The organism is Arthrobacter glacialis (assembly GCF_002909415.1).
Lineage (GTDB): Bacteria > Actinomycetota > Actinomycetes > Actinomycetales > Micrococcaceae > Specibacter > Specibacter glacialis.
The window spans coordinates 66,801-89,317 of the sequence record NZ_PPXB01000002.1 but is presented as its reverse complement, the minus strand read 5'-3'; the positions used below and the strand labels follow the sequence as shown (position 1 = coordinate 89,317).

At 63.8% G+C, this 22,517-nt stretch carries 20 protein-coding genes and 1 riboswitch; of the genes, 12 read left to right on the top strand and 8 right to left on the bottom strand.

The annotated features are described in order from the left end of the window. Positions 1–268: 268 nt before the first annotated feature. The 5 genes from CVS28_RS02530 to CVS28_RS02510 all read left to right on the top strand — a co-directional run bounded on the left by CVS28_RS02530 (position 269) and on the right by CVS28_RS02510 (position 5,051). Positions 269–1,174 (top strand): SIS domain-containing protein, encoded by a 906-nt coding sequence (locus CVS28_RS02530; protein WP_103480672.1) that lies wholly within the window; start codon positions 269–271, stop codon positions 1,172–1,174. A 210-nt stretch (positions 1,175–1,384) separates the two neighbouring features. Continuing rightward, a complete protein-coding gene (locus CVS28_RS02525; RefSeq protein ID WP_243399651.1) occupies positions 1,385–2,395 on the top strand; it encodes an ROK family protein in 1,011 nt (336 codons plus the stop codon). Next, positions 2,392–3,360 carry a 1-phosphofructokinase family hexose kinase gene (locus tag CVS28_RS02520; RefSeq protein ID WP_103480521.1) on the top strand — a complete coding sequence of 323 codons (969 nt, stop codon included), beginning with the start codon at positions 2,392–2,394 and terminating at the stop codon, positions 3,358–3,360. Before CVS28_RS02525 ends, CVS28_RS02520 begins: the two co-directional genes overlap by 4 nt. 12 nt (positions 3,361–3,372) lie before the next feature. Next, the gene (locus CVS28_RS02515) at positions 3,373–4,224 is read left to right on the top strand and encodes a class II fructose-bisphosphate aldolase (RefSeq protein WP_103480520.1); all 852 of its coding nucleotides are present in this window, start codon (positions 3,373–3,375) and stop codon (positions 4,222–4,224) included. 35 nt (positions 4,225–4,259) lie between these two features. Continuing rightward, on the top strand, positions 4,260–5,051 hold the full coding sequence (locus tag CVS28_RS02510; RefSeq protein ID WP_103467438.1) for a DeoR/GlpR family DNA-binding transcription regulator: 792 nt from the start codon (positions 4,260–4,262) through the stop codon (positions 5,049–5,051). 68 nt (positions 5,052–5,119) lie between these two features. On the opposite strand, the gene efeB is transcribed toward CVS28_RS02510, so the two are convergent. The 4 genes from efeB to CVS28_RS02490 form a co-directional block, all read right to left on the bottom strand. Next, complete coding sequence (gene efeB / locus CVS28_RS02505; RefSeq protein WP_103480519.1) at positions 5,120–6,403, bottom strand: iron uptake transporter deferrochelatase/peroxidase subunit; 1,284 nt, start codon at positions 6,401–6,403, stop codon at positions 5,120–5,122. Next, positions 6,403–7,635: an iron uptake system protein EfeO gene (gene efeO / locus CVS28_RS02500; RefSeq protein ID WP_103480518.1), complete on the bottom strand. Its 1,233-nt coding sequence runs from the start codon at positions 7,633–7,635 to the stop codon at positions 6,403–6,405. The genes efeB and efeO overlap by 1 nt, the downstream gene beginning before the upstream one ends. A gap of 97 nt (positions 7,636–7,732) precedes the next feature. Continuing rightward, a complete protein-coding gene (efeU, locus tag CVS28_RS02495; RefSeq protein ID WP_103480517.1) occupies positions 7,733–9,274 on the bottom strand; it encodes an iron uptake transporter permease EfeU in 1,542 nt (513 codons plus the stop codon). A 128-nt stretch (positions 9,275–9,402) separates the two neighbouring features. Further along, positions 9,403–10,080, bottom strand: coding sequence for a histidine phosphatase family protein (locus CVS28_RS02490; RefSeq protein ID WP_103467434.1), 678 nt, complete (start codon positions 10,078–10,080; stop codon positions 9,403–9,405). A gap of 115 nt (positions 10,081–10,195) precedes the next feature. On the opposite strand from CVS28_RS02490, the gene CVS28_RS02485 reads away from it, so the two are divergent. Beyond that, positions 10,196–11,587 carry a pyridoxal phosphate-dependent decarboxylase family protein gene (locus CVS28_RS02485; RefSeq protein ID WP_103480670.1) on the top strand — a complete coding sequence of 464 codons (1,392 nt, stop codon included), beginning with the start codon at positions 10,196–10,198 and terminating at the stop codon, positions 11,585–11,587. A 70-nt stretch (positions 11,588–11,657) separates the two neighbouring features. After that, entirely contained in the window at positions 11,658–12,512 is an 855-nt protein-coding gene (locus CVS28_RS02480; protein ID WP_103480516.1) for a CPBP family intramembrane glutamic endopeptidase, read from the top strand. 133 nt (positions 12,513–12,645) lie between these two features. Here CVS28_RS02480 and CVS28_RS02475 read toward each other — a convergent pair whose 3' ends face one another. After that, positions 12,646–13,284 (bottom strand): VOC family protein, encoded by a 639-nt coding sequence (locus CVS28_RS02475; protein WP_103467432.1) that lies wholly within the window; start codon positions 13,282–13,284, stop codon positions 12,646–12,648. A gap of 113 nt (positions 13,285–13,397) precedes the next feature. On the opposite strand from CVS28_RS02475, the gene CVS28_RS02470 reads away from it, so the two are divergent. From CVS28_RS02470 to metX, 3 genes are all read left to right on the top strand, one after another. After that, positions 13,398–15,878, top strand: a complete 2,481-nt coding sequence (locus tag CVS28_RS02470; RefSeq protein WP_103480669.1) for a Tex family protein — start codon at positions 13,398–13,400, stop codon at positions 15,876–15,878. A 206-nt stretch (positions 15,879–16,084) separates the two neighbouring features. Continuing rightward, positions 16,085–16,201, top strand: a riboswitch (SAM riboswitch). A gap of 77 nt (positions 16,202–16,278) precedes the next feature. Beyond that, a complete protein-coding gene (locus CVS28_RS02465) occupies positions 16,279–17,595 on the top strand; it encodes a bifunctional o-acetylhomoserine/o-acetylserine sulfhydrylase (protein WP_103467431.1) in 1,317 nt (438 codons plus the stop codon). A gap of 29 nt (positions 17,596–17,624) precedes the next feature. Next, complete coding sequence (gene metX / locus CVS28_RS02460) at positions 17,625–18,797, top strand: homoserine O-acetyltransferase MetX (protein WP_103480515.1); 1,173 nt, start codon at positions 17,625–17,627, stop codon at positions 18,795–18,797. A 90-nt stretch (positions 18,798–18,887) separates the two neighbouring features. Here the strand turns inward: metX and CVS28_RS02455 are convergent, their stop codons facing one another. Together CVS28_RS02455 and CVS28_RS02450 are read right to left on the bottom strand one after the other, a co-directional pair. Then, positions 18,888–19,310, bottom strand: a complete 423-nt coding sequence (locus CVS28_RS02455; protein WP_133159026.1) for a hypothetical protein — start codon at positions 19,308–19,310, stop codon at positions 18,888–18,890. A gap of 105 nt (positions 19,311–19,415) precedes the next feature. After that, complete coding sequence (locus tag CVS28_RS02450) at positions 19,416–20,294, bottom strand: SGNH/GDSL hydrolase family protein (protein ID WP_103467429.1); 879 nt, start codon at positions 20,292–20,294, stop codon at positions 19,416–19,418. Positions 20,295–20,371: 77 nt separating this feature from the next. Here CVS28_RS02450 and CVS28_RS02445 point away from each other — a divergent pair, with 77 nt between their 5' ends. After that, a complete protein-coding gene (locus CVS28_RS02445; RefSeq protein ID WP_103480513.1) occupies positions 20,372–21,013 on the top strand; it encodes an alpha/beta hydrolase in 642 nt (213 codons plus the stop codon). Between the two features lie 68 nt (positions 21,014–21,081). Here CVS28_RS02445 and CVS28_RS02440 read toward each other — a convergent pair whose 3' ends face one another. Further along, positions 21,082–21,312, bottom strand: a complete 231-nt coding sequence (locus CVS28_RS02440; protein ID WP_103467427.1) for an RNA-binding S4 domain-containing protein — start codon at positions 21,310–21,312, stop codon at positions 21,082–21,084. An 86-nt stretch (positions 21,313–21,398) separates the two neighbouring features. Here CVS28_RS02440 and CVS28_RS02435 point away from each other — a divergent pair, with 86 nt between their 5' ends. Next, entirely contained in the window at positions 21,399–22,496 is a 1,098-nt protein-coding gene (locus CVS28_RS02435) for a lactonase family protein (RefSeq protein WP_165788032.1), read from the top strand. The last annotated feature ends 21 nt before the right edge of the window (positions 22,497–22,517 follow it).

Here is a 22,517-nt window from a genome sequence, read left to right as displayed (position 1 = left end):
GCGTTTATTGGACTAAACATGATCCAGCTCACACTGTTATGGATAACATTACATGATCGTGTCCAGTGGGCACTCTCTATTTCGAGGGTGGAAATAATGTGACCCCCGGCCCGAGGTGGCTCATCCGCCGCTGGAGTACAAGTGATTGATAGTGACGTTTTCATGGTCGTTGTAATCATTATGTGCTAGGCTGGTGCACAACCCGGAGAGCTTCTGGAGGCCAGAAGAATGTGTCACCAGAAGCCGCTAAACAAGGAGAATGCGCAGCATGAGCGAAAACACCCAACTTGGCCCCTTTATGGATGCTGAGCTCACCAGCCAGCCCGAAGTATGGGCTCAGGCAATTGCCCAGGCAAAGAGTGAGAACCTGTTGCCTGCCGATGGGCAGCGCGTGGCAGTGATTGGTTGCGGTACATCGTGGTTCATGGCCCAGAGCTACGCCACAGCCCGTGAGGCGGCAGGAAAAGGCGTCACCGACGCGTTCGCCGCTTCTGAGGCATTCCTTGGCGCCGAGCGCGGCTACGACGCAGTGGTTGCCATTACCCGTTCGGGCACCACCACAGAGGTGCTGGAAATCCTCACGGCCATCAAGGGCACTGTGCGCACAGTTGCCCTGGTTGGTGACATCACCTCCCCGATCATGACCCTGGCAGACGCCATTGTGGAACTGCCGTACGCCGATGAGCAGTCAGTGGTGCAGACCCGCTTCGCCACTACGGCACTGACCTACCTGTTGACGAGCATTGGCGTTGACCTCAGCGACGCCGTCGAGGATGCCAAGGCCAGTGTTATCGCTCCCGTGGAGCAGGAACTGATCGACGCCGAGCAGTTCACCTTCCTGGGCACCGGCTGGACCGTAGGCCTGGCGCACGAGGCCGGCCTGAAGATGCGTGAAGCCGTGCAGGGCTGGACCGAGTCCTACCCGGCCAAGGAATACCGCCACGGCCCCATCTCCATCGCCGCCCCGAACCGCGTCACCTGGATGTTTGGCGAGCAGCCCGAGGGCCTGGACCGCGACATGGTCAAGACCGGCGCGCTGTACATCAACACCACCGTGCACCCGCTGGCCGAACTGGCCCGCGTCCACCGCGTCACCCTGGAGCGCGCACGTGCCCGCGGCATGAACCCGGACCTGCCGCGCAACCTCACCCGCTCGGTCATCCTGGGCGACTAGTCCCCAAGTCCTCCCGTTTCAAGCCGCTGACGCGACTTGAAACGGGGCCCTCGGGCTTGTGGGCCCAATCGCCGGTCTGGACGGATTTCTGGCTAAAATGTTAGGCACGCCACCTCCCTGCGAAGTGGCGTGCCTGATGTTTGTCCATGAACAGCGGGTCCGCACCAGATAGTGCCACCGGTATTTGCCTTCTACAAAGAAATTACCTTCATGAATACTTTGATAAACCGTGCGGGCGAATCCGAAACGCTGCCCGCCAACGCTGCCACCGACGTCCCTATGCTCGACGCCGTACTGGCCTTTGACGTGGGCGGCACCGACATGAAGGTGGGCATGATCTTGGGCGATCTAAGCCACGGTGAGGTTGAGGTGCGCGATCTGCAACGCCATCCAACACCGCTCGACGGCGCCCGCTCCGGGGAGAGCGTCTGCGCCAGGATTGTTGAGCTGACGGCCGAGTACCGGGCAGCCCACCCGGAGCTGACTATCGGCGCCGTGGGCGTCACCGTTCCGGGCATTGTGGACGAGGATGCCGGCATCGGCATCTACTCTTCCAACCTGGGCTGGCGCGACTTCCTCTTCACGGCAACGTTGGAGCAGGCCTTGGGCCTGCCCGTCGGTTTTGGCCACGACGTCAGCATGGCCGGTGAAGCTGAATTCCATTTGGGGGCAGCCGCGGGCGAAAAAGACGTGCTCATCCTGGTCATCGGCACCGGTATTGCCGGAGCGATTTTGTGTGACGGCAAGCGAATCGCCGGTGGTGGTTACGCAGGGGAGATCGGCCACGCCATGGTGCCAGGCCCGGATGGCAGCCTCGTGATCATGGAATCTCTGGGATCCGCCGGTGCCATTGCGCGCCGGTATGGAGAAGTTACGGGAGAAGCTGTGCACGGTGCACGCGAAGTCATCGCCCTCGCCGCGGCAGGGGATGTAGCGGCAAAAACCATCTGGCATGACGCCATCCACGCACTGGCCTTCAGCATTGCACAATGCGTTTCCATCCTGGGCACCGAAACAGTAGTCCTCGGCGGCGGCCTGTCCATGGCCGGCCCTGCACTCTTTGAGCCGCTGGCGGCACGTGTGGATGAACTCCTGACCTTCCACCGCCGCCCCCGCTATGTTCATGCTGCCCTGGGTGAAAATGCCGGACTCATTGGATCAGCGTTGAAGGCACGCAGCCTCAGTGCCGGATCCCTGGCGCCGGGGAAGAAGCAGGCGTGAGCGCCAACAATGTAGTCCTCACCGTCACCCCCAACCCGGCTGTTGACGTCACGTACACGGTGGATGGCGTACATCTGGGCTCCTCCCACCGTGTTCCCACCCCGCTGTACCGGGCCGGCGGCAAGGGCCTGAACGTTTCCCGCGTGGCGCACCAGCTGGGGCACCCAACGCTCGCGATTGCCACGGCTGGCGGCCCGGCGGGGGAGCAGTTGCGTGCGGACCTGCTGGCAGCCGGGATCCTGCACCACCTTGTCCCGGTAAGCGCTGCCACGAGGCGCACCATTGCCCTCGTGGACACCGCGCACGGCAACACCACCAGCATTTTCAACGAGGTGGGTCCTGCCCTGAGCGGCGCCGAATGGCAGGCGCTTGCCGCCGCCGTCGTGGATAACCTGGCCGGCGTTCAGACGGCCGACGGCGTGCGCAAGCCGGGCGTGCTGGTCGGTTCGGGCTCCCTCCCGGAGCAGGCGCCCGCCGACTTCTACCCGGCCCTGGTGGCCCTGGCCCACGCCGCGGGAGTGCCGGCCATCGTTGACACCTCCGGAAGCGGCATTCTGGCCGCGGCCAAGGCCGGTGCAGACCTGCTCAAACCCAACAACCACGAGTTGATGGAAGCCGTTGGCGAGAGCAACCTTGTCAGTGCCGCCCGCAAACTGATGGATTTGGGTGCCAAGCGCGTGCTGGTCAGTGTTGGTGAGGAAGGCATGCTCGCCTTCAGTGCCGACGCCCCCAGCCGGTACCTCCAGGCAAAATTGCCCGCACCGTTGAGCGGCAACCCCACAGGTGCCGGCGACGCAGCGGTGAGTGCTGCCGCCGTCGCCCTTGCCAACGGGGTTGAAGACTTGCGCGAGATTTTGCGCGCCGCCACCTCGTGGAGCGCAGCAGCTGTGCTCATGCCAGGCGCCGGGGAGATTTCCCCGCAGTACAACGAGCTGGCCCAACAACTCATCATCACAGACCACTAAGGAACATCTTTCATGGCTTTGACAAACACCCGCGACATCATGAACCTGGCCGCTGCGGCCGGCATTGGCCAGGGCGCGTTCAACGTGATCCACTTGGAAACCATTGAGGGATTGATTGGCGGAGCCGAGGCTGCGGGCCGCCCGGTCATCTTGCAGATCTCGGAGAACTGCGCCAAGTTCCATGGCGGACTGGAGCCGGTGGCTGCGGCAACGTTGGCGGCAGCCCGGCGAGCGAGCGTTCCGGTGGCCGTGCACCTGGACCATGCCGAGGATGAGGCGCTGGCCTACGAGGCCGTGGACTTGGGTTTTGGCTCCATCATGTATGACGGCGCGCACTTTGAGTACGAGCAAAACGTTGAGGTCACGGCCCGCGTGGCAGCCTACGCCCACGCGCGCGGCGTCTACGTTGAAGCCGAGCTGGGCAAGGTCGGCGGCAAGGATGGTGCCCATGCGCCGGGCGTGCTGACGGATCCCACCGAAGCGGCAGCCTTTGTGGCAGCAACCGGTGTGGATGCCCTGGCTGTTGCCGTGGGCTCCTCGCACGCCATGACGGAGCGCAGCGCGGCCTTGAATTTGCTGCGCATTGCCGAGTTGAAGGCAGCTTTGGATGTGCCGTTGGTGCTCCACGGCTCCTCCGGCGTGGCGGATGAGATGATCGTGGCAGCCATCGCAGCAGGCATGACCAAGATCAACGTCTCCACCCACCTGAACGGTTTCTTTACGCGCGCCGTTCGCGAGTACCTAGATGCCAACCCGGCTGTAGTAGATTCACGTAAGTACTTGGGTGCCGGACGCACGGCCCTGGTCCCTGAAGTTGCACGGTTGCTGGACTTGTTTGCCGGCGCCGGGAAATCGGATAACTAAACGCGATGGCCGCTGGCCGTCACGGGGAGAAACACATGAACAGAACTGAACGACTCACTGCAATCTTGGACATCCTGGCCGCCGACGGCCATGTGGAGGTCGATGAGATTGTGGAGAAGCTGGGCGTTTCCCCGGCAACGGCACGGCGCGATTTGGACTCCTTGGCCAACGAGCGCCTGCTGACGCGTACCCGCGGCGGTGCAACGAGTGGTTCTGTTTCTTATGACTTGCCGGGCCGGTACAACCGTGACGATTTTGCCGAGGAAAAGCAGCAGATTGCGCACGCCGCGAGTGCCCTGATCCCCAAGGGTGCAGTTATTGGGCTGTGTGGTGGAACCACCAGCACAGCGCTGGCGCAGGTGCTCTCCACCCGCGAAGACTTGATGGTGCAATCCAACAGGCCAACACTGACTGTGGTCACCAACGCCATTAACATTGCGGCGCAGCTGGCCATCAGGCCCAACTTTAAGATCATGGTCACCGGTGGCATTGTCAACCCGCGCTCCTACGAGCTGGTGGGACCCTACGCCGACTCGATTTTGCAGCGGGTGGCCCTGGACTTCGCCTTCATTGGTGTGAACGGCATTGAGCCCGGTGCCGGCCCCACCACCAATGATGAGGGCGAGGCTTCGGTGAATTCCCGCATGGCCCGGCGGGCCTCGGAGGCCTACATCCTGGCTGACGCCTCCAAGATCGGCAAGCGTGCCTTCGCCACCATGGAGGAGCACGATTTCCGCAACCTGATTACGGATTCCCGCATCACCCCGGAGCAGCTCACCGCGTTCACCGAAGCTGGCACCAACGTGATTGTGGCGCCACAACTGTAGATCCGCACAAAAAAGCTGCGGCACCCCAACCATCAGGCTGGGGCGCCGCAGCTTTTGGTGCTTGCGGCCTAGGCGAAGAATTCCTTGCCGTAGTAGCTTCCTGCCGCGGGGAGCCCTGCCGGAACGGCAAAAACACCCGATCCCACGTGGCGGATGTACTCATTGAGCCTGTCGGAACTGCCCAATTTGCGCTGTAAAGTGGCGAATTGTTCGGGGTTCTTTTGGAAACTCAGGAACATCAACCCGGCGTCCAACCGGCCCACGGCGTCGAGCCCGTCGGTGAAGTTATAGCCGCGGCGCAGGATCTTGGTGCCCCCATTGTTTTCATGGGCCACCAAGGCAATGTGGGAATCCGGTGCAATGGCCGGCGCCCCGGCAACCGTCGCGTGAAAGTCGGGCACGTCGTGTTCCCTGGTCCCTGACAGCGGTGCGCCCTCGCCTTTGGTGCGGCCAAAGATGCTCTGCTGATCCCCAATAGTGTCCTCATCCCAGGTCTCAATGAGCATGTGGATCTTGCGGGCCACCAGGTAACTTCCGCCCACCATCCACGGCTGACCGGCTTCCTCGCCCACCCACACATGCGCATCAAGATCCACGGCGTCCTTGACATTGCGGGTGCCGTCCTTGAAACCCATCAAATTCCGTGGCGTGGTTTGGTTTGCTCCGGCGGAGGCGCGCCCAAAACCTAGGACAGTCCACTTGGTCTTGACCATGGTTCGTGCCATGCGCGCCAGATTGCGCACCGCATGGTACGCCACCTGCGGATCGTTGGCACAGGCCTGGATGCACAGGTCCCCGCCGGTCAGGGCCGGGTCGAGCGACTCCCCGGCCATGGCTGGCAGCTGGGCAAAGTCGGCGGGCTTGAACGGGGCCAGGCCAAATCTGTCATCGAAGAGGGACGGCCCAAAACCCAAGGTGAGGGTCAGGCCCTGCGGCCCCATGTCGGTGGCCTCACCGGTGTCCCCGGGAATGGCCTGTTCCCGGCCCGGCTCCACCTTGCCCACGGGCGCACCGGATGTCATCTCGGCCATGGCCGCCGACCATTTGGCCAGCACCAATTGCAGCTCGGTGGGGCTCGTGGCTGTCACGTCAAAGGCCGTAAACACCAGATGGTCCTGCGGGGGAGTGTCGATCCCGCCCTGGTGCTCCCCATAAAACGGGTAGGACAGGGTGGCCCGCGCCGCCATGCGTTCCACATCGGACACGGGCTCGGTGGGTGCGGAGGCGGCGGCACCTGATGCCAGGGCGCCGGCCACCCCCAGGGCCATGCCGCCCGCACCGGCCAGGGCTGCGGATCCGCTAAAGAATTTCCGGCGCGAAACCCCAGCCGTCGGCTCCGTGGGCTCGGTCATCAGACAGTCGCCACTTTCTCGGAAATCTTCGCCAACGGTGCCTGCAGCGACTGGATCAACTGCGTGAGCTTGGCGGCGTCGGACTTCTTCAGCTCTTCCGTGTACGCCTTGAAACCACCCAGGGCACCAGCATCCTTGTACCCGGCCAGGGCGGTGTTGACGGTCTCGAACTGGGTGGTGATCTGCTCGCTCAGCGTTGCGTCAATGTCTTTCAGGGCCGGCTTCAAGTACTCAAACGCCTGCTGCGAGCCCTCAATGTTGGCGGCGAAATCGACCAGGTCCAGCTTGGAGTAGGCCTCTTCCTCACCGGTGATCTTGGAGGACTGGACTTCCTCGAGCAGGCCGCTGGCACCGTTGGCCAGTTCCTCGGGCTTGTAGGAGCCCTTGGTTTCCAGCTCGGCCGTGAGCGTCTTCAGGGTGCCCACGTTCTTCACAATGCCGGCGGCAAGGGCCTTTGACTTCTCCGTGATGGCCTTGGCCTCAAAGAGGTCCTTTTCCAGTGGGTGGAAACCTGTCCATTCGGTCCCGGGCTCGACGTCGGCCACACGCAAGTCAAGGGCGGGGTCCAGATCGGGGAAGCTCTCCGCCACCGGTTCGATGCGCTCAAAGAACGGGCGCGCCTGGGCATAAGCCTTCTGGCTGGCGGCAACATCGCCGGAGTCAACGGCCTTTTGCAGGGCTGCGACGGCCAGCACCAGGCTGTCCACCTGGCCGGAAACGTACTTGGCGTAGCCGTCGGTGCCCTCCATCAACTTTTCGCTGACACCATTGGCGGCTGCCGTTGCGGCGCCACCGCTGACGGTAAACGCCTTGGACTCGGTGACGGCGCCTGGGCAGTACAGCTGGTACTCGCCACCTGCCAGCGTCACGGTAAAGCTGACGGCCTTCAGGCCCGGAATGACGTTTTCACGTTCGCCCAGGATGCGCTTGTCGCTGAGTAGCTCCACCTCGCTGACACCGGAGGCGTCCTTGTTGGAGATGGTGAAGGTGACGGGTCCCGCAGGGGCGTTGGAGAAGTCCGGGACGCACTGCTCGTCGCCGTTGACCTTTTCAACGCTGACAGCGATCTGGGCGGCGCCATTGCTGACGGGTGCGGCGCCACCCTTGGCGGCACCGGCCTGGCCCTGGGGTGTTGCGCTGCCGCACGCGGCCAGGGAGAGGGCGAGCACTGTTGCCCCGGTGAGCAGTACTGCAGTCTTGGAGCGCAGGGTGCGGGTGGGCAAGGAAGACATGTGTGTCCTTTGGCAAGAGGGGAGGGGAGGGTGTGTGCAAAAAAAGGGGAGCACCAAGTGGCTGGCGCGCGGGGCGCCAGGGGTGGGTGGTACGGAATTAGGGTGAGGGTGCCGTGATGAGCAGCTGGCGGCGGTTGCGCCGGGCCGTGACAAGCAGCATCAGGGCGGCCACCAGGAACACTGCAGGCAGGTAGCGAGACCACAGGACGTTCTCAGCCGCAGCGGATTCAAAACTGCTCAGTTCGGTGACGGCGGCGGTGACATGCTTTTCGGGCACATGCCAGCCGCCTTCGCCCGCAACGGCAATGGTGCGGGAGGTGGCCAAGCCGCCCCCGCTCAATGTCAGGGTTGCGCCCTGGGTGTTCACGGCGTCGATCACTTGGTGGTTGACGAGCCACACGGTGATGCTGCCCTTGTGGTTCCAGCTTGCGGCGAAGGGGCCGGGGTTCTTGGCGGGGCTGATGCCCACCGGCATCCTGCCGCCGTTGAGCTCGCTCAGCATGTCTGCTGATACCTTGGCAGGCTCGGCCTCCGTCGCGTTGGAGGCGGCTGCTGTGGAGACGGTGGCGGTGCGTCCGGCATGGGACTCGGTGCCGTGGCTGGTCAGCTCGTAGCTGGCTTCGGTGCCGTCCGCGGAGGTCACCACGAGGGTTTTTCCGTCCCCTGGGGCGAGCCGCAGCGAACCCGCCGGCTGCCCCGCAGACGAACGTAACGGCGTCGTACTTGTTGCCGAGGGGGCGCTGGGAATGGCCACAGGGGCGGCCAAAACCAGCACCAGGGCGGCAACGGTGAGCGTTCCGGCAGCGATGAATTGCAGGCGCGGCAAGGAGGCGGCGCTGGGGCGCCAGGTGCGCGGCCACAGGATGAAGGCCAGCATGGGGATCAAGTACAGGGCCCAGCCCAGCAGCTCCACCACGCGGGGATCGTTCGGGATGCCGAACACGCCGGTGAGGATGGCTGCCCGGGCGCTGCCGTGGGGGGCCAGCCAGGCGAGGTTGACGGTGATGTCCTGGCCGATGTTGATCCAGCCGGCTTCGTGGGCGGTGCGCAGGGACTTCATGACGAGCCCGGCGGCGACGAACACCAGGAACACGCCCGTGGCCTTGAAGAACTTGGCGAGGTTGAGCTTGATGGCCCCGCGGAACAGCAGGAACCCCACACCGGAGGCGATGGCCAGGCCCAGCAGCGCACCCAGCCCGGCGCTCAGCGGGTTCAACGATGACTGGAAAGCGGCCACCATGAAGACAGCCGTTTCAATACCCTCGCGCAGCACTGCCAAAAAGGCCATGCCGGCCAAGGCAAACACCGAGCCGCCCTTCAAGGCAGAGCCGGCATGGGCCTCCAGGGTGGATTTCATGGAGCGCGAATTCTTGCTCATCCACAGGATCATGAAGGTCACAATCACCACCGCCACGGCGCCGATGACCGTTTCCATGGCTTCTTGCTGCTGCTGGGGGAGTGCCGCGGAGATCAGTTCCAAGGTGATGCCCACCAGGGCGCTCAGGAGTACTGCTGCGCCAACACCGAGCCACATGGGCTTGAGGGGCTGGCCATTGCGGCGCAGAAAAGCAGCAATCATGCCCACTATCAGTGCGGCCTCAAGACCTTCACGCAGGCCGATGACAAGTGTTGCAAGCACCCAAATACTCCGGTGTTCCAAAGACGTAAAAAGCTGAGGTGTGCCTCAGCTCTCGGGCAAGGCTACCCTAAGGTTGCCGTCTGATGCCAATTAGGCCAGCGAAGTGTTGCGTAATGGTCCGGGGCGGCTCACCAAATGTGGTCCGGGGCGTCCAGCACCGTCTTGGACGGATCGGCCTGGGTCCACTGCGCAAAGTTGCTGTCCAGGGCGTACTGCTGCCCGGTCCGGATGAGTGTGCGGACCTCGGCGTTCTCCGGATTGTTCAAGGACTCAAAGTACTCCACCGACCAGTGGAACCAGCGCATGCAAAACAAACGCATCGTCAACCCGTGCGTGACCAGCAAGGTGTTGGGGGCGTAGTCCGGCTTGGACCAATGCCTGTACAGGGTCTCCATGAAGGAGGACACCCTGTCGTACACATCCGAGCCCGATTCGCCCTCACGGAACCGGTAGAAGAAGTGGCCGTAGGCGTTGCGAAGTTCCTTTTGATCGGCAATCTCCGCCGGGTTTTGAAAGTTGGCCCAGTCCTGTTCACGCAGCCGCGGCTCCTCGATGGTCCGTTCCACCAGGTCACCCAAGTTCAGGGCTTCAAGCGTTTGATAGGCCCGCAGGTAGGGGGAGACGTAGACGCACACCTTTTGCCCGTCCAATTGCCGCCGCACCCTTTCCCCGGCCGCCCTGGCCTGGGCCACGCCCAGCTCGGTCAGCGGGATCCGGTAATCGGGAATCCTGTTGTACAGCGTTTGGTCAACATTGGCTGCCGACTGTCCGTGGCGGATCATGATGATCTTGCGTGGCGCGCTCATGCCCTAGAGCCTATCCCCACGTCCTCTCCAGCCTCGCAAGCCCAACCTCGCAAGCTCGGCAAACTACTTCGGCGGAACCCTTAAGTCCTGCTTTTCGGGAGCGTACACTGTGAGCATGCCAGCTCGACCCGGTGAATATGCGCCAGCCCTTGCACGTGCACAAGAGCATGCAAATCGCTGGATTGATTCCCTGCCCAGCCGCCCCATCGGGCCCCGGCAGGACGCCGAGCAGTTGCTTGCCCGCTTCTCGATGCCCCTGCAGGAACTGCCCATCGATGCGGCCGCCGTCGTGGACGAATTGGCCCGGCTCGCAGAACCGGGCCTCATGGCGATTCCTGCCGGGCGCTTCTTTGGCTGGGTCATGGGCGGGACGCTCCCGGCCGCCATGGCTGCGGACTGGCTTGTCAGCGCCTGGGACCAAAACGCCGCACTGCGTTATGCCACGCCAGCAACTGCTGCGGCGGAAGAGATCGCGGGTCGGTGGCTCCTGGACCTGCTGGGACTTCCCGCCGGTGCGGATGTGGGGTTCACCACCGGCGCCACCGGATCAAATTTTGTGGGGCTGGCCGCTGCCAGGCAATTCGTCCTGGATGGGGTGGGTTGGGACGTCGCGGCCGAGGGTTTGAGCGGATCCCCGCGCATCAACGTTTTTGTCGGCCGGGACCGCCACGCCTCCGTGGACTTGGTGCTGAAGTACCTGGGACTGGGCAGGCCCATCGAGGTTGCCGCCGACGCGCAGGGGTGTCTGATTCCCGGCGCACTGGCCGAGACTATGGATGCTGTATCGGGTCCGGCCATTGTGTGCCTTCAGGCCGGAAATCTGCATTCGGGGGCCAGTGACCCTTTCACGGAGGCCGCTGCCCTTGCCCACGGCCGTGGTGCCTGGGTGCATGTGGACGGGGCATTTGGCTTGTGGGCGGCGGCGAGCCGCACACACCGCCATCTGGTGGAAGGATTGGCGGATTGCGACTCGTGGGCCACGGATGCCCACAAGACCCTCAATGTGCCCTATGACTGCGGTGTGGCCATTGTTTCGCGTCCGCAGGTGGTGCGTTCAGTCTTTGGTGTGCACACCAGCTACTTGGTCAGGGACGACCACGGACCGGGTGACCCGTTTGAGAAGGTGCCCGAATTTTCCCGCCGTGCCCGTGGCGTGCCGGTCTGGGCGGCGCTGCGTTCCTTGGGTACTTCAGGGGTTGAAGACCTGGTTGACGGCCTGGTGGCGCGGGCCCAGTCCTTCGCCCAAGCGCTCGCTGCCATGCCCGGCGTCGAGGTGGTCAACGAGGTGGTCTTCACCCAGGTGTGCGTTGGTTTTGGCTCCGATGAACGGACCCGGCGCATCACCGAGCACATTATTGCCGACGGCACGGCATGGATGTCGGGCTCGCATTGGGCCGGCAGGGACATCTTGCGCATTTCGGTCAGCAACTTCTCCACCGACGAGCACGATGTGCAAGCCGCGCTGGCAGCAGTCGAACGTGCCATGGCCGCCTGCGACCTCCGCTGAACCAACCTAGGGCCGCGGCCGCGGCCACGCCGTCTGGCTGAACGCAGCCGGCGGGGGCATGATGGAGTGCATGAGCGAACGCCCGTCCACAGCTGCCAGGCACGACGCCGGACCAGCCGTCCCAGCCCCAACATCCCCAGGTGCCGTGCCCGGCGTCGAGCATCAAGGGGCAGACCATCAGGGGTGGGGCGTGAAGTCGCGGCGGCGGCTGATCACCGAGGTGCTGCTGGTGCTGGGTGTCTCAGTGGGGCAGTCTGCCGTGTACTCGGTGGTGTCGCTGCTGGAGAAGATGAGCCGCGCGCCCATTGCGCAGGGCACCTCAACGCTGAACGTGGTGCGCAACAACCGCGAATTCTTTGACCTGACGTATCAGCTGCTGGACATCTTCTTTGCGCTGGTGCCCGTCATGCTGGTCTTTTACCTGCTGGCCGAGCCCGGGAAGTCGGTGTTTCGGAGCATCGGGCTGGATTGGCGCCATCCCTTCCGCGACGGGTTCGGGGCGCTGGCGCTGCTGGTCATCATCGGCGTGCCGTCGCTGGGGATCTACGCGGCCGGGCGGGCCATGGGCATCACCACCGAGATCATTCCCAGCGCCTTGAACCAGTATTGGTGGACCATTCCCGTGCTGGTGCTCTCCGCCATTCGTGCCGGCGTGCTGGAGGAAGTCATCCTCAACGGGTATCTGCTGGGCCGGCTGGAGAAGATCGGGCTCGGGCCCTGGGCGGCGATCACGCTCAGCGCGCTGCTGCGCGGCAGTTACCACCTGTATCAAGGCTTTGGCCCGTTCCTTGGCAACGTCCTGATGGGCCTGCTGTTTGGCTGGGTGTACAAAAAGTACGGCCGGGTGGCGCCGCTGGTGGTGGCCCACGCCCTGGTGGACATCGCCGCGTTCACGCTGGGTCCGGCCCTGGGCTTCGGAGGCTAGCCAGGCGCCGAGCCCCCATGGCGCAAACGTAAACGGCACCCGCCCACAAGGGGAGGGTGCCTCCCCAGCCGCTCCCTCACCTCGGCCAGGGGACCCTGAGGGCTGGGGCCCCCATTGTGATTCGACAGAAACGCTAGATGGTGACCGGGCCGTGAGCTGTCTCGAAGGTGACGCTCATGATGCCGGGGGTGCCGCGCGGGGCGATCCACTCCACGGCGACGTCATCCAGGGGGGCCTCGACGGGTTCGCCCAGCCACTCGGTGACGCGTTCGGCGCTGCCGGCGATGGTCAGCGAGGAGAGCCTCACCGTGGATTCGCGTGCCAGCGACGGGTGCAAGCTGGGATCGCCCTCCCATTTGAGCATGTACGGCACCTGGGGGTCGGCAATGAGGCCCTTGATACCAATCTGCTGCCACACCAATTCTTGGCCGTCGGGGAACTTCCTGTTGCCGGGGACGGCGCTGCGGCCCAGGCGTTCCTCGAAGGGGGTGAGATCGTCAACGGCGACGCACCACCCCATCCAGCCTCCTCCGGCCGCTGACCGCGCCTTGACGGCCTGGCCGAACGGCGCCTTGTCCGAAGCGGGGTGATTAAGGCACTCAACAATTTCCACATAATGGTGGTCGGTGAGGGGAATAATCATATTGCGGGTGCCGAAGCGCGGATGAATTCCTCCGCGCACTGCATCGACCCCGAGGGCGGTCGCGATTCGCTCCGTAGTGGCAGCCAATCCGTCTGATTCACTGGCGTAAGAAACATGATCCATTCGCATGACTTCATCTTGGCACTTTGTGATCGGTGTCTCGACTTAGCGTTGCCTAAGGCACATGGGACGTACCATCTCAAGGGTGTTTGGTGTCCCCGCGGGTGGGGCAGAATTGGGGTGTGACTGATACTGGAAACGCCCCGCTGACCCTGCCCACCGCCGCTGCCCTTGCTGAACGAATCAGCGCAGGGATCGCTGCCGAGTTGGGAGTCCGCCCGGCCCAGGTTCGCGCTGCGATTGGCCTGATGGACGACGGCGCCAGCGTCCCCTTTATTGCCCGGTACAGAAAAGAAGTCACCGGCACCCTGGATGACACCCAGCTCCGCGACCTTGAGGAGCGGCTGCGCTACCTGCGCGAACTGGAGGCCCGGCGCCTGACAGTGCTGGAGACCATCCACGGGCTCGGCAAGCTCACTCCCGCCCTGCGCCGCACCATCGATGCCGCCGCCACCAAGTCGGAGTTGGAAGATCTCTACCTGCCGTACAAATCCACGCGCAAAACCAAGGCCGACGCCGCCCGTGAGGCTGGTTTGGAGCCCCTGCTGGACGCCTTGCTGGCCGATCCCTCCCGCTTCCCGTCCGTGGAGGCGGACACCTTCGTTGATGCGGCCCGCGGTGTTGCCTCGGCGGATGACGCCTTGGCCGGAGCGCGGGCCATTCTCATTGAACGTGCCGGCCAGGACGCTGCGCTGGTGGGGGAGTTGCGCGAGCGGCTCTGGAAAACTGGGCGCCTGCGCTCAACTGTCAAAACGGGCAAGGATGCGGCGGGCGAAAAGTTCAAGGACTACTTTGACTTCTCCCAACCCCCGCACACGCTGCCCAGCCACCGTGTCCTGGCGCTGCTGCGCGGCGAAAAAGACGGCGTGCTGGGCCTGGATTTGGCCGAGGCCGACACCCGTGACGCCGACGCCGCCGCCCTGGCACGTTCCCGCTACGAAAATGCCGTGGCGCACTCCCTGGGCATCGCCGAATCCGGCCGGGCAGCGGACAGCTGGCTCATGACCAGCGCCCGACTTGCCTGGCGCACGCGCATCCTGACCCGCCTTTCGGTTGACCTGCGCGTGCGGCTGTTCCAAAGCGCCGAGGAGGAATCGGTGCGCGTCTTCGCGGCAAACCTCCGAGACGTCTTGTTGGCGGCACCGGCCGGAAACCGCGCAACCCTGGGTCTGGATCCGGGACTGCGCACCGGCGTCAAGGTTGCCGTGGTGGATGGCACCGGCAAGGTTGCCGCAACGGAAACCATCTACCCGCACGCGCCCGCCCGGAAATGGAACGAATCCCTTGCCACCCTCGTGGCCCTGGCCAACAAGCATGGCGTTGAGCTGATTGCCATTGGCAACGGAACAGCCAGCCGGGAGACGGACAAATTGGCCGCCGAACTTGTCGCCGAGCTCAAGCGCACAGCCCCGGACCGCCAAGTCATCAAGCTTGTTGTCTCCGAAGCGGGAGCCTCGGTGTACTCGGCGTCGGCCCTGGCCAGTGCCGAACTGCCCGGCATGGATGTGTCCTTGCGTGGGGCCGTGTCCATCGCCCGCCGGTTGCAGGATCCGCTGGCGGAACTGGTGAAGATCGATCCCAAATCCATTGGCGTGGGCCAGTACCAGCACGACCTCACCCCGGCCAAACTGGAACGGTCCCTGGACGCGGTGGTGGAAGACTGCGTGAACGCCGTGGGCGTGGACCTGAACACCGCCTCCCCGGCACTGCTGGCGAGGGTGGCCGGCGTCGGACCGCTGTTGAGCGAGAACATTGTGGCGCACAGGAACGAGCACGGCCCGTTCAACAAGCGCCGCGAACTGCTCAAGGTGGCCCGGCTTGGTCCCAAGGCGTTTGAACAATGTGCGGGATTCCTGCGCATCACCGGGGGAGCGGAACCGTTGGATGCCTCCAGCGTGCACCCCGAAGCGTACGGCGTGGCCCGCAAGATCCTTGCCACGGTGGGTGCCACATCAGCCGAGATTTCTGCCGGCGTTGGGGCTGTGTCCTCGGTCAACCCGGCCGACTTCGTGGACGGCACCTTTGGCCTGCCCACAGTTGCCGACATTGTGACCGAACTGCAGAAGCCTGGCCGCGATCCCCGGCCCCGCTTTGAAACAGCCGCGTTCACGGACGGCATTGAGAAGATCACCGATCTTCGCCCCGGCATGATCCTGGAAGGAACCGTCTCCAATGTAGCGGCGTTTGGCGCGTTCGTGGACATTGGCGTGCACCAGGACGGGCTGGTGCACGTCTCGGCCATGAGCAACTCCTTCGTCTCGGACCCTCATACTGTGGTCAAGTCCGGCCAGGTGGTCCGCGTAAAGGTTCTGGAAGTGGAGCCCGAACGCAAGCGCATTTCCCTCACGCTGCGTCTGGATGACGCCGCCGATACGTCTTCGAGGAAGTTCGACGCCGACTCCCGCACCCCCGCCGCCCGCACCCCCGGGCGGCTAACTCCCAAGCAGGGTGCGGCAGAGTCACGGGGTGCGGGGCAGAGGCGCACCCCGGGTCAGGACTCCGCCCGACAAGGCGGCGACCGTCCAGCACGCCCCGCAACGCCTCAACCATCGGCCAACACCGCCATGGCCGAGGCTCTGCGCCGCGCGGGCCTGGGAAAGTAGTTCCAGGTCCTGGCAATTCGGTGAGTGCGCAGCTGATGCGACGTGTGGGGCTCCAAGTCTCATCAGCTGCGCACTCACGGTGGTGGAATGGTTCATAAATTCAGCCGGTGCCACTTTTTGGCGCATATTTCAAGCAGATCTTCGGCCAAGGTCATAAACTCGTCACAATCTTGCGGCGCCTGAAGGGATCTTCCACACTGGATGTAGGTCATGAGTGTCAGCGACAAGCCCCGGCTCGCTGACCGGCAACCCTCCTTCCGCGGTGGGGTGCCCCGGGTGAAGACCTGGCACTGAGCCGCCCGGTTCCAGTGCAAGCGCGGGCCATCGAGTCGAAAGCCCTTCACGCATGCTGCGTTGGAGGGTTTTTTACCGCAGGCCTCTAGTGTGAAGGAATTCAACCATGAGCAACGGTTGGTCATTTGAAACCCGTCAGATCCACGCAGGCCAGGAGCCGGACGTCACCACAGGGGCACGCGCCCTGCCGATCTACCAGACAACATCCTTTGTTTTTCCCTCGGCCGAGAGCGCCGCTGCCCGGTTCGCGTTGGCAGAGCTGGAACCGATTTACACCCGCATCGGCAACCCCACCCAGGACGCCGTCGAACAGCGCATTGCCAGTCTGGAAGGCGGCGTGGCAGCACTCCTGCTCGCCTCGGGCCAGGCGGCAACCACGTTCGCCATCTTGAACCTGGCAGAAGCAGGCGACCACATTGTTTCCAGCCCCAGCATCTACGGCGGCACCTACAATCTGTTTGCCCACAGCCTGAAGAAGCTCGGCATCGAGGTCACGTTCGTCTCCGACCCCGACAACCTGGATGAATGGCGTGCTGCGGTCCGTCCCAACACCAAGGCCTTCTTCGGTGAGGTTGTGTCAAACCCGCGCCAAGACGTGCTGGACATTGAGAACATCAGCGCCATCGCCCACGAGGCAGGGGTGCCGCTGCTGGTGGACAACACCCTGGCAACCCCGTACCTGATCCGACCGCTGGAATGGGGTGCCGACATTGTCATCCACTCCGCCACCAAGTACCTGGGCGGCCACGGCAGTGCCATCGCCGGAGTGATTGTCGACGGCGGCAAGTTCGACTTCGCCACCAACCCGGAGAAGTTCCCCGGCTTCAACACCCCGGATGTCACCTACAACGGTTTGGTGTACGCCCGCGATTTGGGTGTGGGCAGCGCCTTGGGCGCCAACCTGGCCTACATCCTCAAGGCACGCGTGCAGTTGCTGCGCGACCTTGGCTCGGCCGTGGCACCGTTCAACGCCTTCCTCATTGCCCAGGGCATCGAAACCCTGAGCTTGCGTGTGGAGCGCCACGTGAGCAACGCGGTTGCCGTTGCCGAATGGCTCGAGACGAACGAGAACGTGGAGGCTGTGGCCTACGCAGGCATCCCCTCCAGCCCCTGGTTCGAGCGTGGCCGCAAGTACGGTCCCAAGGGCACCGGCGCCGTCATCGCCTTTGACATCTTGGGCGGCGCCGAGGCTGGCAAGCGATTCGTGGACGGCCTGGAACTGCACTCACATGTGGCCAACATTGGCGACGTGCGCTCCCTGGTCATCCACCCGGCGTCGACCACCCATGCACAGCTTTCACCGGAGCAGCAGTTGGCTGCCGGTGTGCGCCCGGGACTGGTCCGACTCTCGGTGGGCCTTGAGAATATTGCTGACATCCTGGCCGATCTCGAAGCCGGATTCCGCGCGGCAAAACAAGCGTGATTTCGGTGGGACACACGGAGGAAAAAAGTATGCTTGCCACGGGGTCTGCCTCCGTGGCGGCCACCGCGGTGGGTGAAGAATTTTCCGCGGCCGTAGGACGGGGCGGCGGTGTGCTGCGTTCCCTTGAGATCGGCGCATTGCCGCTGGAAGCGGGGGGCTCGCTGCCCTCGGTGACCATGGCCTTTGAATGCTGGGGCACGCTGAATGAGGCCGGCGACAATGCCGTGCTCATACAGCACGCCCTGACCGGCAGCACCCACGTGAGCCGCGGCGATTCAGAGGAAGACGGCTGGTGGGAAGGCTTGGTGGGGCCCGGGGACGTCATCGACACCAACAAGTACTTTGTGGTGTGCGCCAACATGCTGGGCGGCTGCTACGGCACCACCGGCCCGTCCAGCATCGCCAGCGACGGAAAACCTTACGGGTCCCGTTTCCCCTTCGTCACCATCCGCGACTCGGTCCACGCCGAGGCGCGCCTGGCCGACAAGCTCGGCATCAAGCTGTGGCACGCCGTCGTGGGTGGTTCCATGGGCGGTGCGCGTGCCTTGGAGTGGGCGGCAAGCTATCCGGAGCGGGTGCGCCGCTGCGCCGTGGTGGCTGCCTGCGCGGCCAGCACGGCTGAGCAAATTGCCTTTGCCCAGACGCAGACGCTCGCCATCCGCCAGGACCCGAACTTTGCCGGCGGGGACTATTACGACGGCGCAGCCCCCACCTCAGGCTTGGGGCTGGCGCGTCGGATTGCCCACATCAACTACCGTTCAGAAACTGAGATGGAGTCACGTTTTGGCCGTCAGGCCCAAAGCGGCGAGGACACCATCAGCCATGATCGGCTGGCGGTTTTGGGCGCCAGCGGCAGCAGGTACCAGGTGGAGAGCTATCTTGACCACCAGGCCCGCAAACTGGTGGGGCGCTTTGATGCCAACAGCTACATTGCCATTACTGAGGCGTTGATGAGCCACGATGTCAGCCGGGGCCGTGGCACCCTGTCGCAAGCCTTGGCAGCCACAGCTTCGGTGGAGTTTCTGGTGGCCGCGGTCAGCAGTGACCGCCTGTACTTCCCAGCCCAGTCTGACGCCCTGGCGGCTGCGCTGCCCGGGGATGTGGCTGTCCACCACATTGACTCAGCCATTGGCCATGACGGTTTCCTCACCGAGGTGGCCGTCGTGGGGGAGCTCCTGCGGGAGTCCTTCTTCACCGTCTAGCTCCAAAGAGCAACTGGCCCGCAGAAAACGCCGAAAATTCGCGCTTTTAGCGCGATTTTCGGCGTTTTCTGCGGGCCAGTTTTCTGCTGCTTAGAAATTCTTGAAAATGGCCTCGCGGTGGACGGCGTACTGTTCTGCGGTGACCTGGCCATTGCGGCGCGCCGTGTCCAAGGCGTCCAGTTGGCGCTTCAACTCAGCCTCCGCCTTCATGCGTTCATTGGCGAAACCTGTTGTTTGGTGGCCATGGGATGTGTCGTAGTTGCGCAGTGGGACACCATTGAGCAGGGTCCCCACATAGGGGGCACTGCCCGGCTGGTGGGCAACGCCAGCCCTGCCCGTTGGATTTGCCGGGTTGTAGATGTTATCCCGGGAGGCGCGACGTTTGCGGTTGGCTGACCTGGTGAAAATGCTGAGCAGGATCACACCCACAACTGCCAGCATGAACAGCGGTGAAAAGCCGGAGGAGCTGCTGGACGAGGCAGCAACAATACTCGTCGCCAATGGTTCGAGCATGATGGGCACAACGCACCTCTTCTACGATTAGGCCGCTGAATCCAGCGCCTCTTCTCATCCTAGTCCGCTTGCTGCCGGGCTGCCCGCTTAGCCACTGCTGTTGAGCTACTTGGTGGTTTCGGGAAGCCCGGCGCCAGGAATAGTGCCAACATCAGGACCAAAAACTGGCCCCGGGGTGGGGCGCTTGGGGGATATGCCGTCGCCGGAGGACTGATGGCGCAGCCTGCGCAACACCCAAGGGAACAAGAACTCCCTAGCCCACACGAAGTCTTCAACGCGCGCCGTCTGCCACTTCTGGGCCGGCAGCGGCTTGGGCCGTTGCGGAACCAGCGAGTGGGGGACGTTGAGGGCGTTCAAGGCCATGATCGCGATGGTGTGGTGGCCCAGCGGGGCAAAGTGCAGCCGGTCCCCGGCCCACATTTGAGGGTCCGACAGTTGGCGCAGGGACCACATGTCGGCCACCACGGCGTCATGCCTGGAGGCGATGGTGCGCAGATTCTCGTTGTAAATGGCCACCCGTCCACGCACCATGCCGAGCACGGGGGTTTCCCTAATATCCGGGCCGTTGAAGAGCAGCACGGTTGCTCCGGCGGCCGTCATCTTTCCCACCGCCACATCCAGCGATTCGGCCAGGGCATCGGGATCAGAGCCCGGCCGGATCAGGTCGTTGCCGCCAGCTGAAATGCTGATGAGATCCGGTTTGAGTTCCAGCGCCGGCTCCAGTTGTTGGCCCAGGATCTGCCCCAGCAGCCTGCCGCGGACGGCCAGGTTGGCGTAGCGGAAATCTTCGTGATCGCGGCTCAGCTCCTCGGCCAGCCTGTCGGCCCAGCCGCGGGAGCCGCCGGGGCTGCTCGGGTCGGGATCCCCAATGCCCTCGGTAAAGGAGTCGCCCATGGCCACGTAGCGGTTCCACGGGTGGCGAGGAGTGGACTGTACGGTGTTGGCCGTTGACTGGAGATTCTGTGCCGTAGATTCTTTCACCATCCCATCCTGCCCCGTGGGTGGCCAGTTCCGCCACCCATGTTTTTTGGACCCGGTGCGCCTCATGGAAAGATGAAGCAATGAGCGAATCCCCCACAGTCCTATGGTCACGTCCCGAATCCGAGCGCAGCGGCACACCCCTGCTGGTCATCCTTCACGGTTACGGTGCCGATGAGGCCGATCTCTTTTCACTCGCCGGTCAGCTGCCGGCCGAGTTCACCGTGGCCTCGGTGCGTGGCCCCCTGCAGGCAGGTCCGGGCTACTCCTGGTTCCCGCTGCGCAACGACTTGAGCTACTCGGTGGCTTCTGTGAGAACTGCTGCGACGGCTCTTGAGGAGTGGATTGACTCGATGCGCGCCAACCACAGCTCCGTGAGCTTGTTGGGCTTCTCCCAGGGCATGTGCATGGCCACAACCCTGTTGCGGCACAGGCCTGCCGACTATGCGGCAGTGGTGGGGCTTTCGGGTTTTGTGGTTGATGCCGAAGGCGATGCGTTCTTTGACGATTCCGCCGTGGCTGCCCTCAAGCCGGAGGTTTTCTGGGGCCGCGACCAGGCTGACCCGGTCATTCCGGAGACGGCCATTGAGTCCACCAATGTGTGGATGCGGGCCAACGTTCAGCTGACGAAGGTTCTCTACACGGGGATCTGGCACGGCATCAACGCCCAGGAGATCTCCCATGTGGGCGAGTTCCTGCAGTACAAGGTTTTGGCCGCCAAGTAGGCGCACCACTTAAAGTACGACGGCGGGCACCTAAGCCTGGGTGCCCGCCGTGGTGCTTGGGTGCTGGACTATCCGCCCGTGGTGATGCGAACAGTTTCTCCGTTAACGGTCACGGTGTCGCCGTGGTGCAATTGGCGGCCGCGGCGCTCGTCGATCTCGCCGTTGACCTTCACCAAGCCGGCCTTGATGAGGTCGGCGGCTTCCACGCCGTCCTCAACCAGGCTGGCCAGTTTGAGCAGTTGTCCCAGTCGGATCATGTCGTCGCGGATGGGGATGTCAATGATCTCGTGTGAACTCATGGCTTAATTGTGCCGCATGGATGGCAATGCCGCTGCGCAGGCGGGTAGCTTGGAGCCAGGGTCTTTCATCACAAGGAGAATCAGCCATGCCATCCACACCTGCCATTCTGCTCAGCGGCTACACCGAAGAAGGCTATGGTGCCGGACCGGGGCTGTCCTTGTTTGAGGTGCTGGCCGACGGCACCGTGGGGGAGCTGCTCCGAAAAAGCTCTGCTGTGCTAAATCCTTCCTTTCTCAGTGCCGGCGGCTGGCTTCTGCTGGCTGTTGAAGAACTGCCGGAGGGCAACGTCATTGCCGTTGATCCGCTAACCCTGGACGTGCTGGGCCGCGCGCCAACCCTGGGGGCCGATCCCTGCCACGTTGCCCTTGTCGATGGTCAGGTCTGGGTGGCCAACTACTCCTCGGGCACAGCGACCGTGCTGGCACTGGATGGCTTGCTCGGAAATGATGCCTCCGCCCCGCAACTTTTGTCACATTCAGGCAGTGGCCCCGTGGTGGAGCGCCAAGGCGAATCCCACGCCCATCAGGTCACTCCCACGCCGTGGGGCAGCGTGTTGGTGGCAGACCTTGGGGCTGACCGGGTGGATGAATACGCCCAGGCCGGCGATACGCGCACCTTGCTGCGATCGGCGCAACTGCCGCCGGGAACGGGTCCGCGCCATGTGGCCCTCAAAGGCGATTTTCTGCTGGTGGCCGGTGAACTCGATGGATGCGTGCACGTGTTGCAAAGGACCCCGAGCCGCGCAACAAGCCCAACCGCCCGGGATGACTACTTTTGGCACTGGCTCTTCAAAACCCCGTTGGCACCAACAGTTGCGGAAGTCCAGGCCGCGGAGCAGTTTTATCCCTCACACATCCAGCTCTCCGAGGATGGCAGTAAGTTGTATGCGGCTGTCCGCGGCCCTGACACACTGGTGACGCTGGATGTGACGGGCCTGGCTGGCTCTGGCACGGATGAGGACGCCGACAACGAGGCAGCACCCACGCCGCCACGTTTCCTGGCCGAGATTTCATCTGCCGGCACCTGGCCGCGGCACTTTGCCGTGGGCCACAACAAGATCTATGTGGCCAATCAGCTCTCCAACAATGTGGCCGTCTTTGAGCTGGGGCCCGACGGCGTACCGGTTGCCGGTGCTGTGCAATCCCTGGATTACGGCAGCCCCACCTGCATTTTGCTCGCCTAGAGCCAGACCTTCATGCGCCAC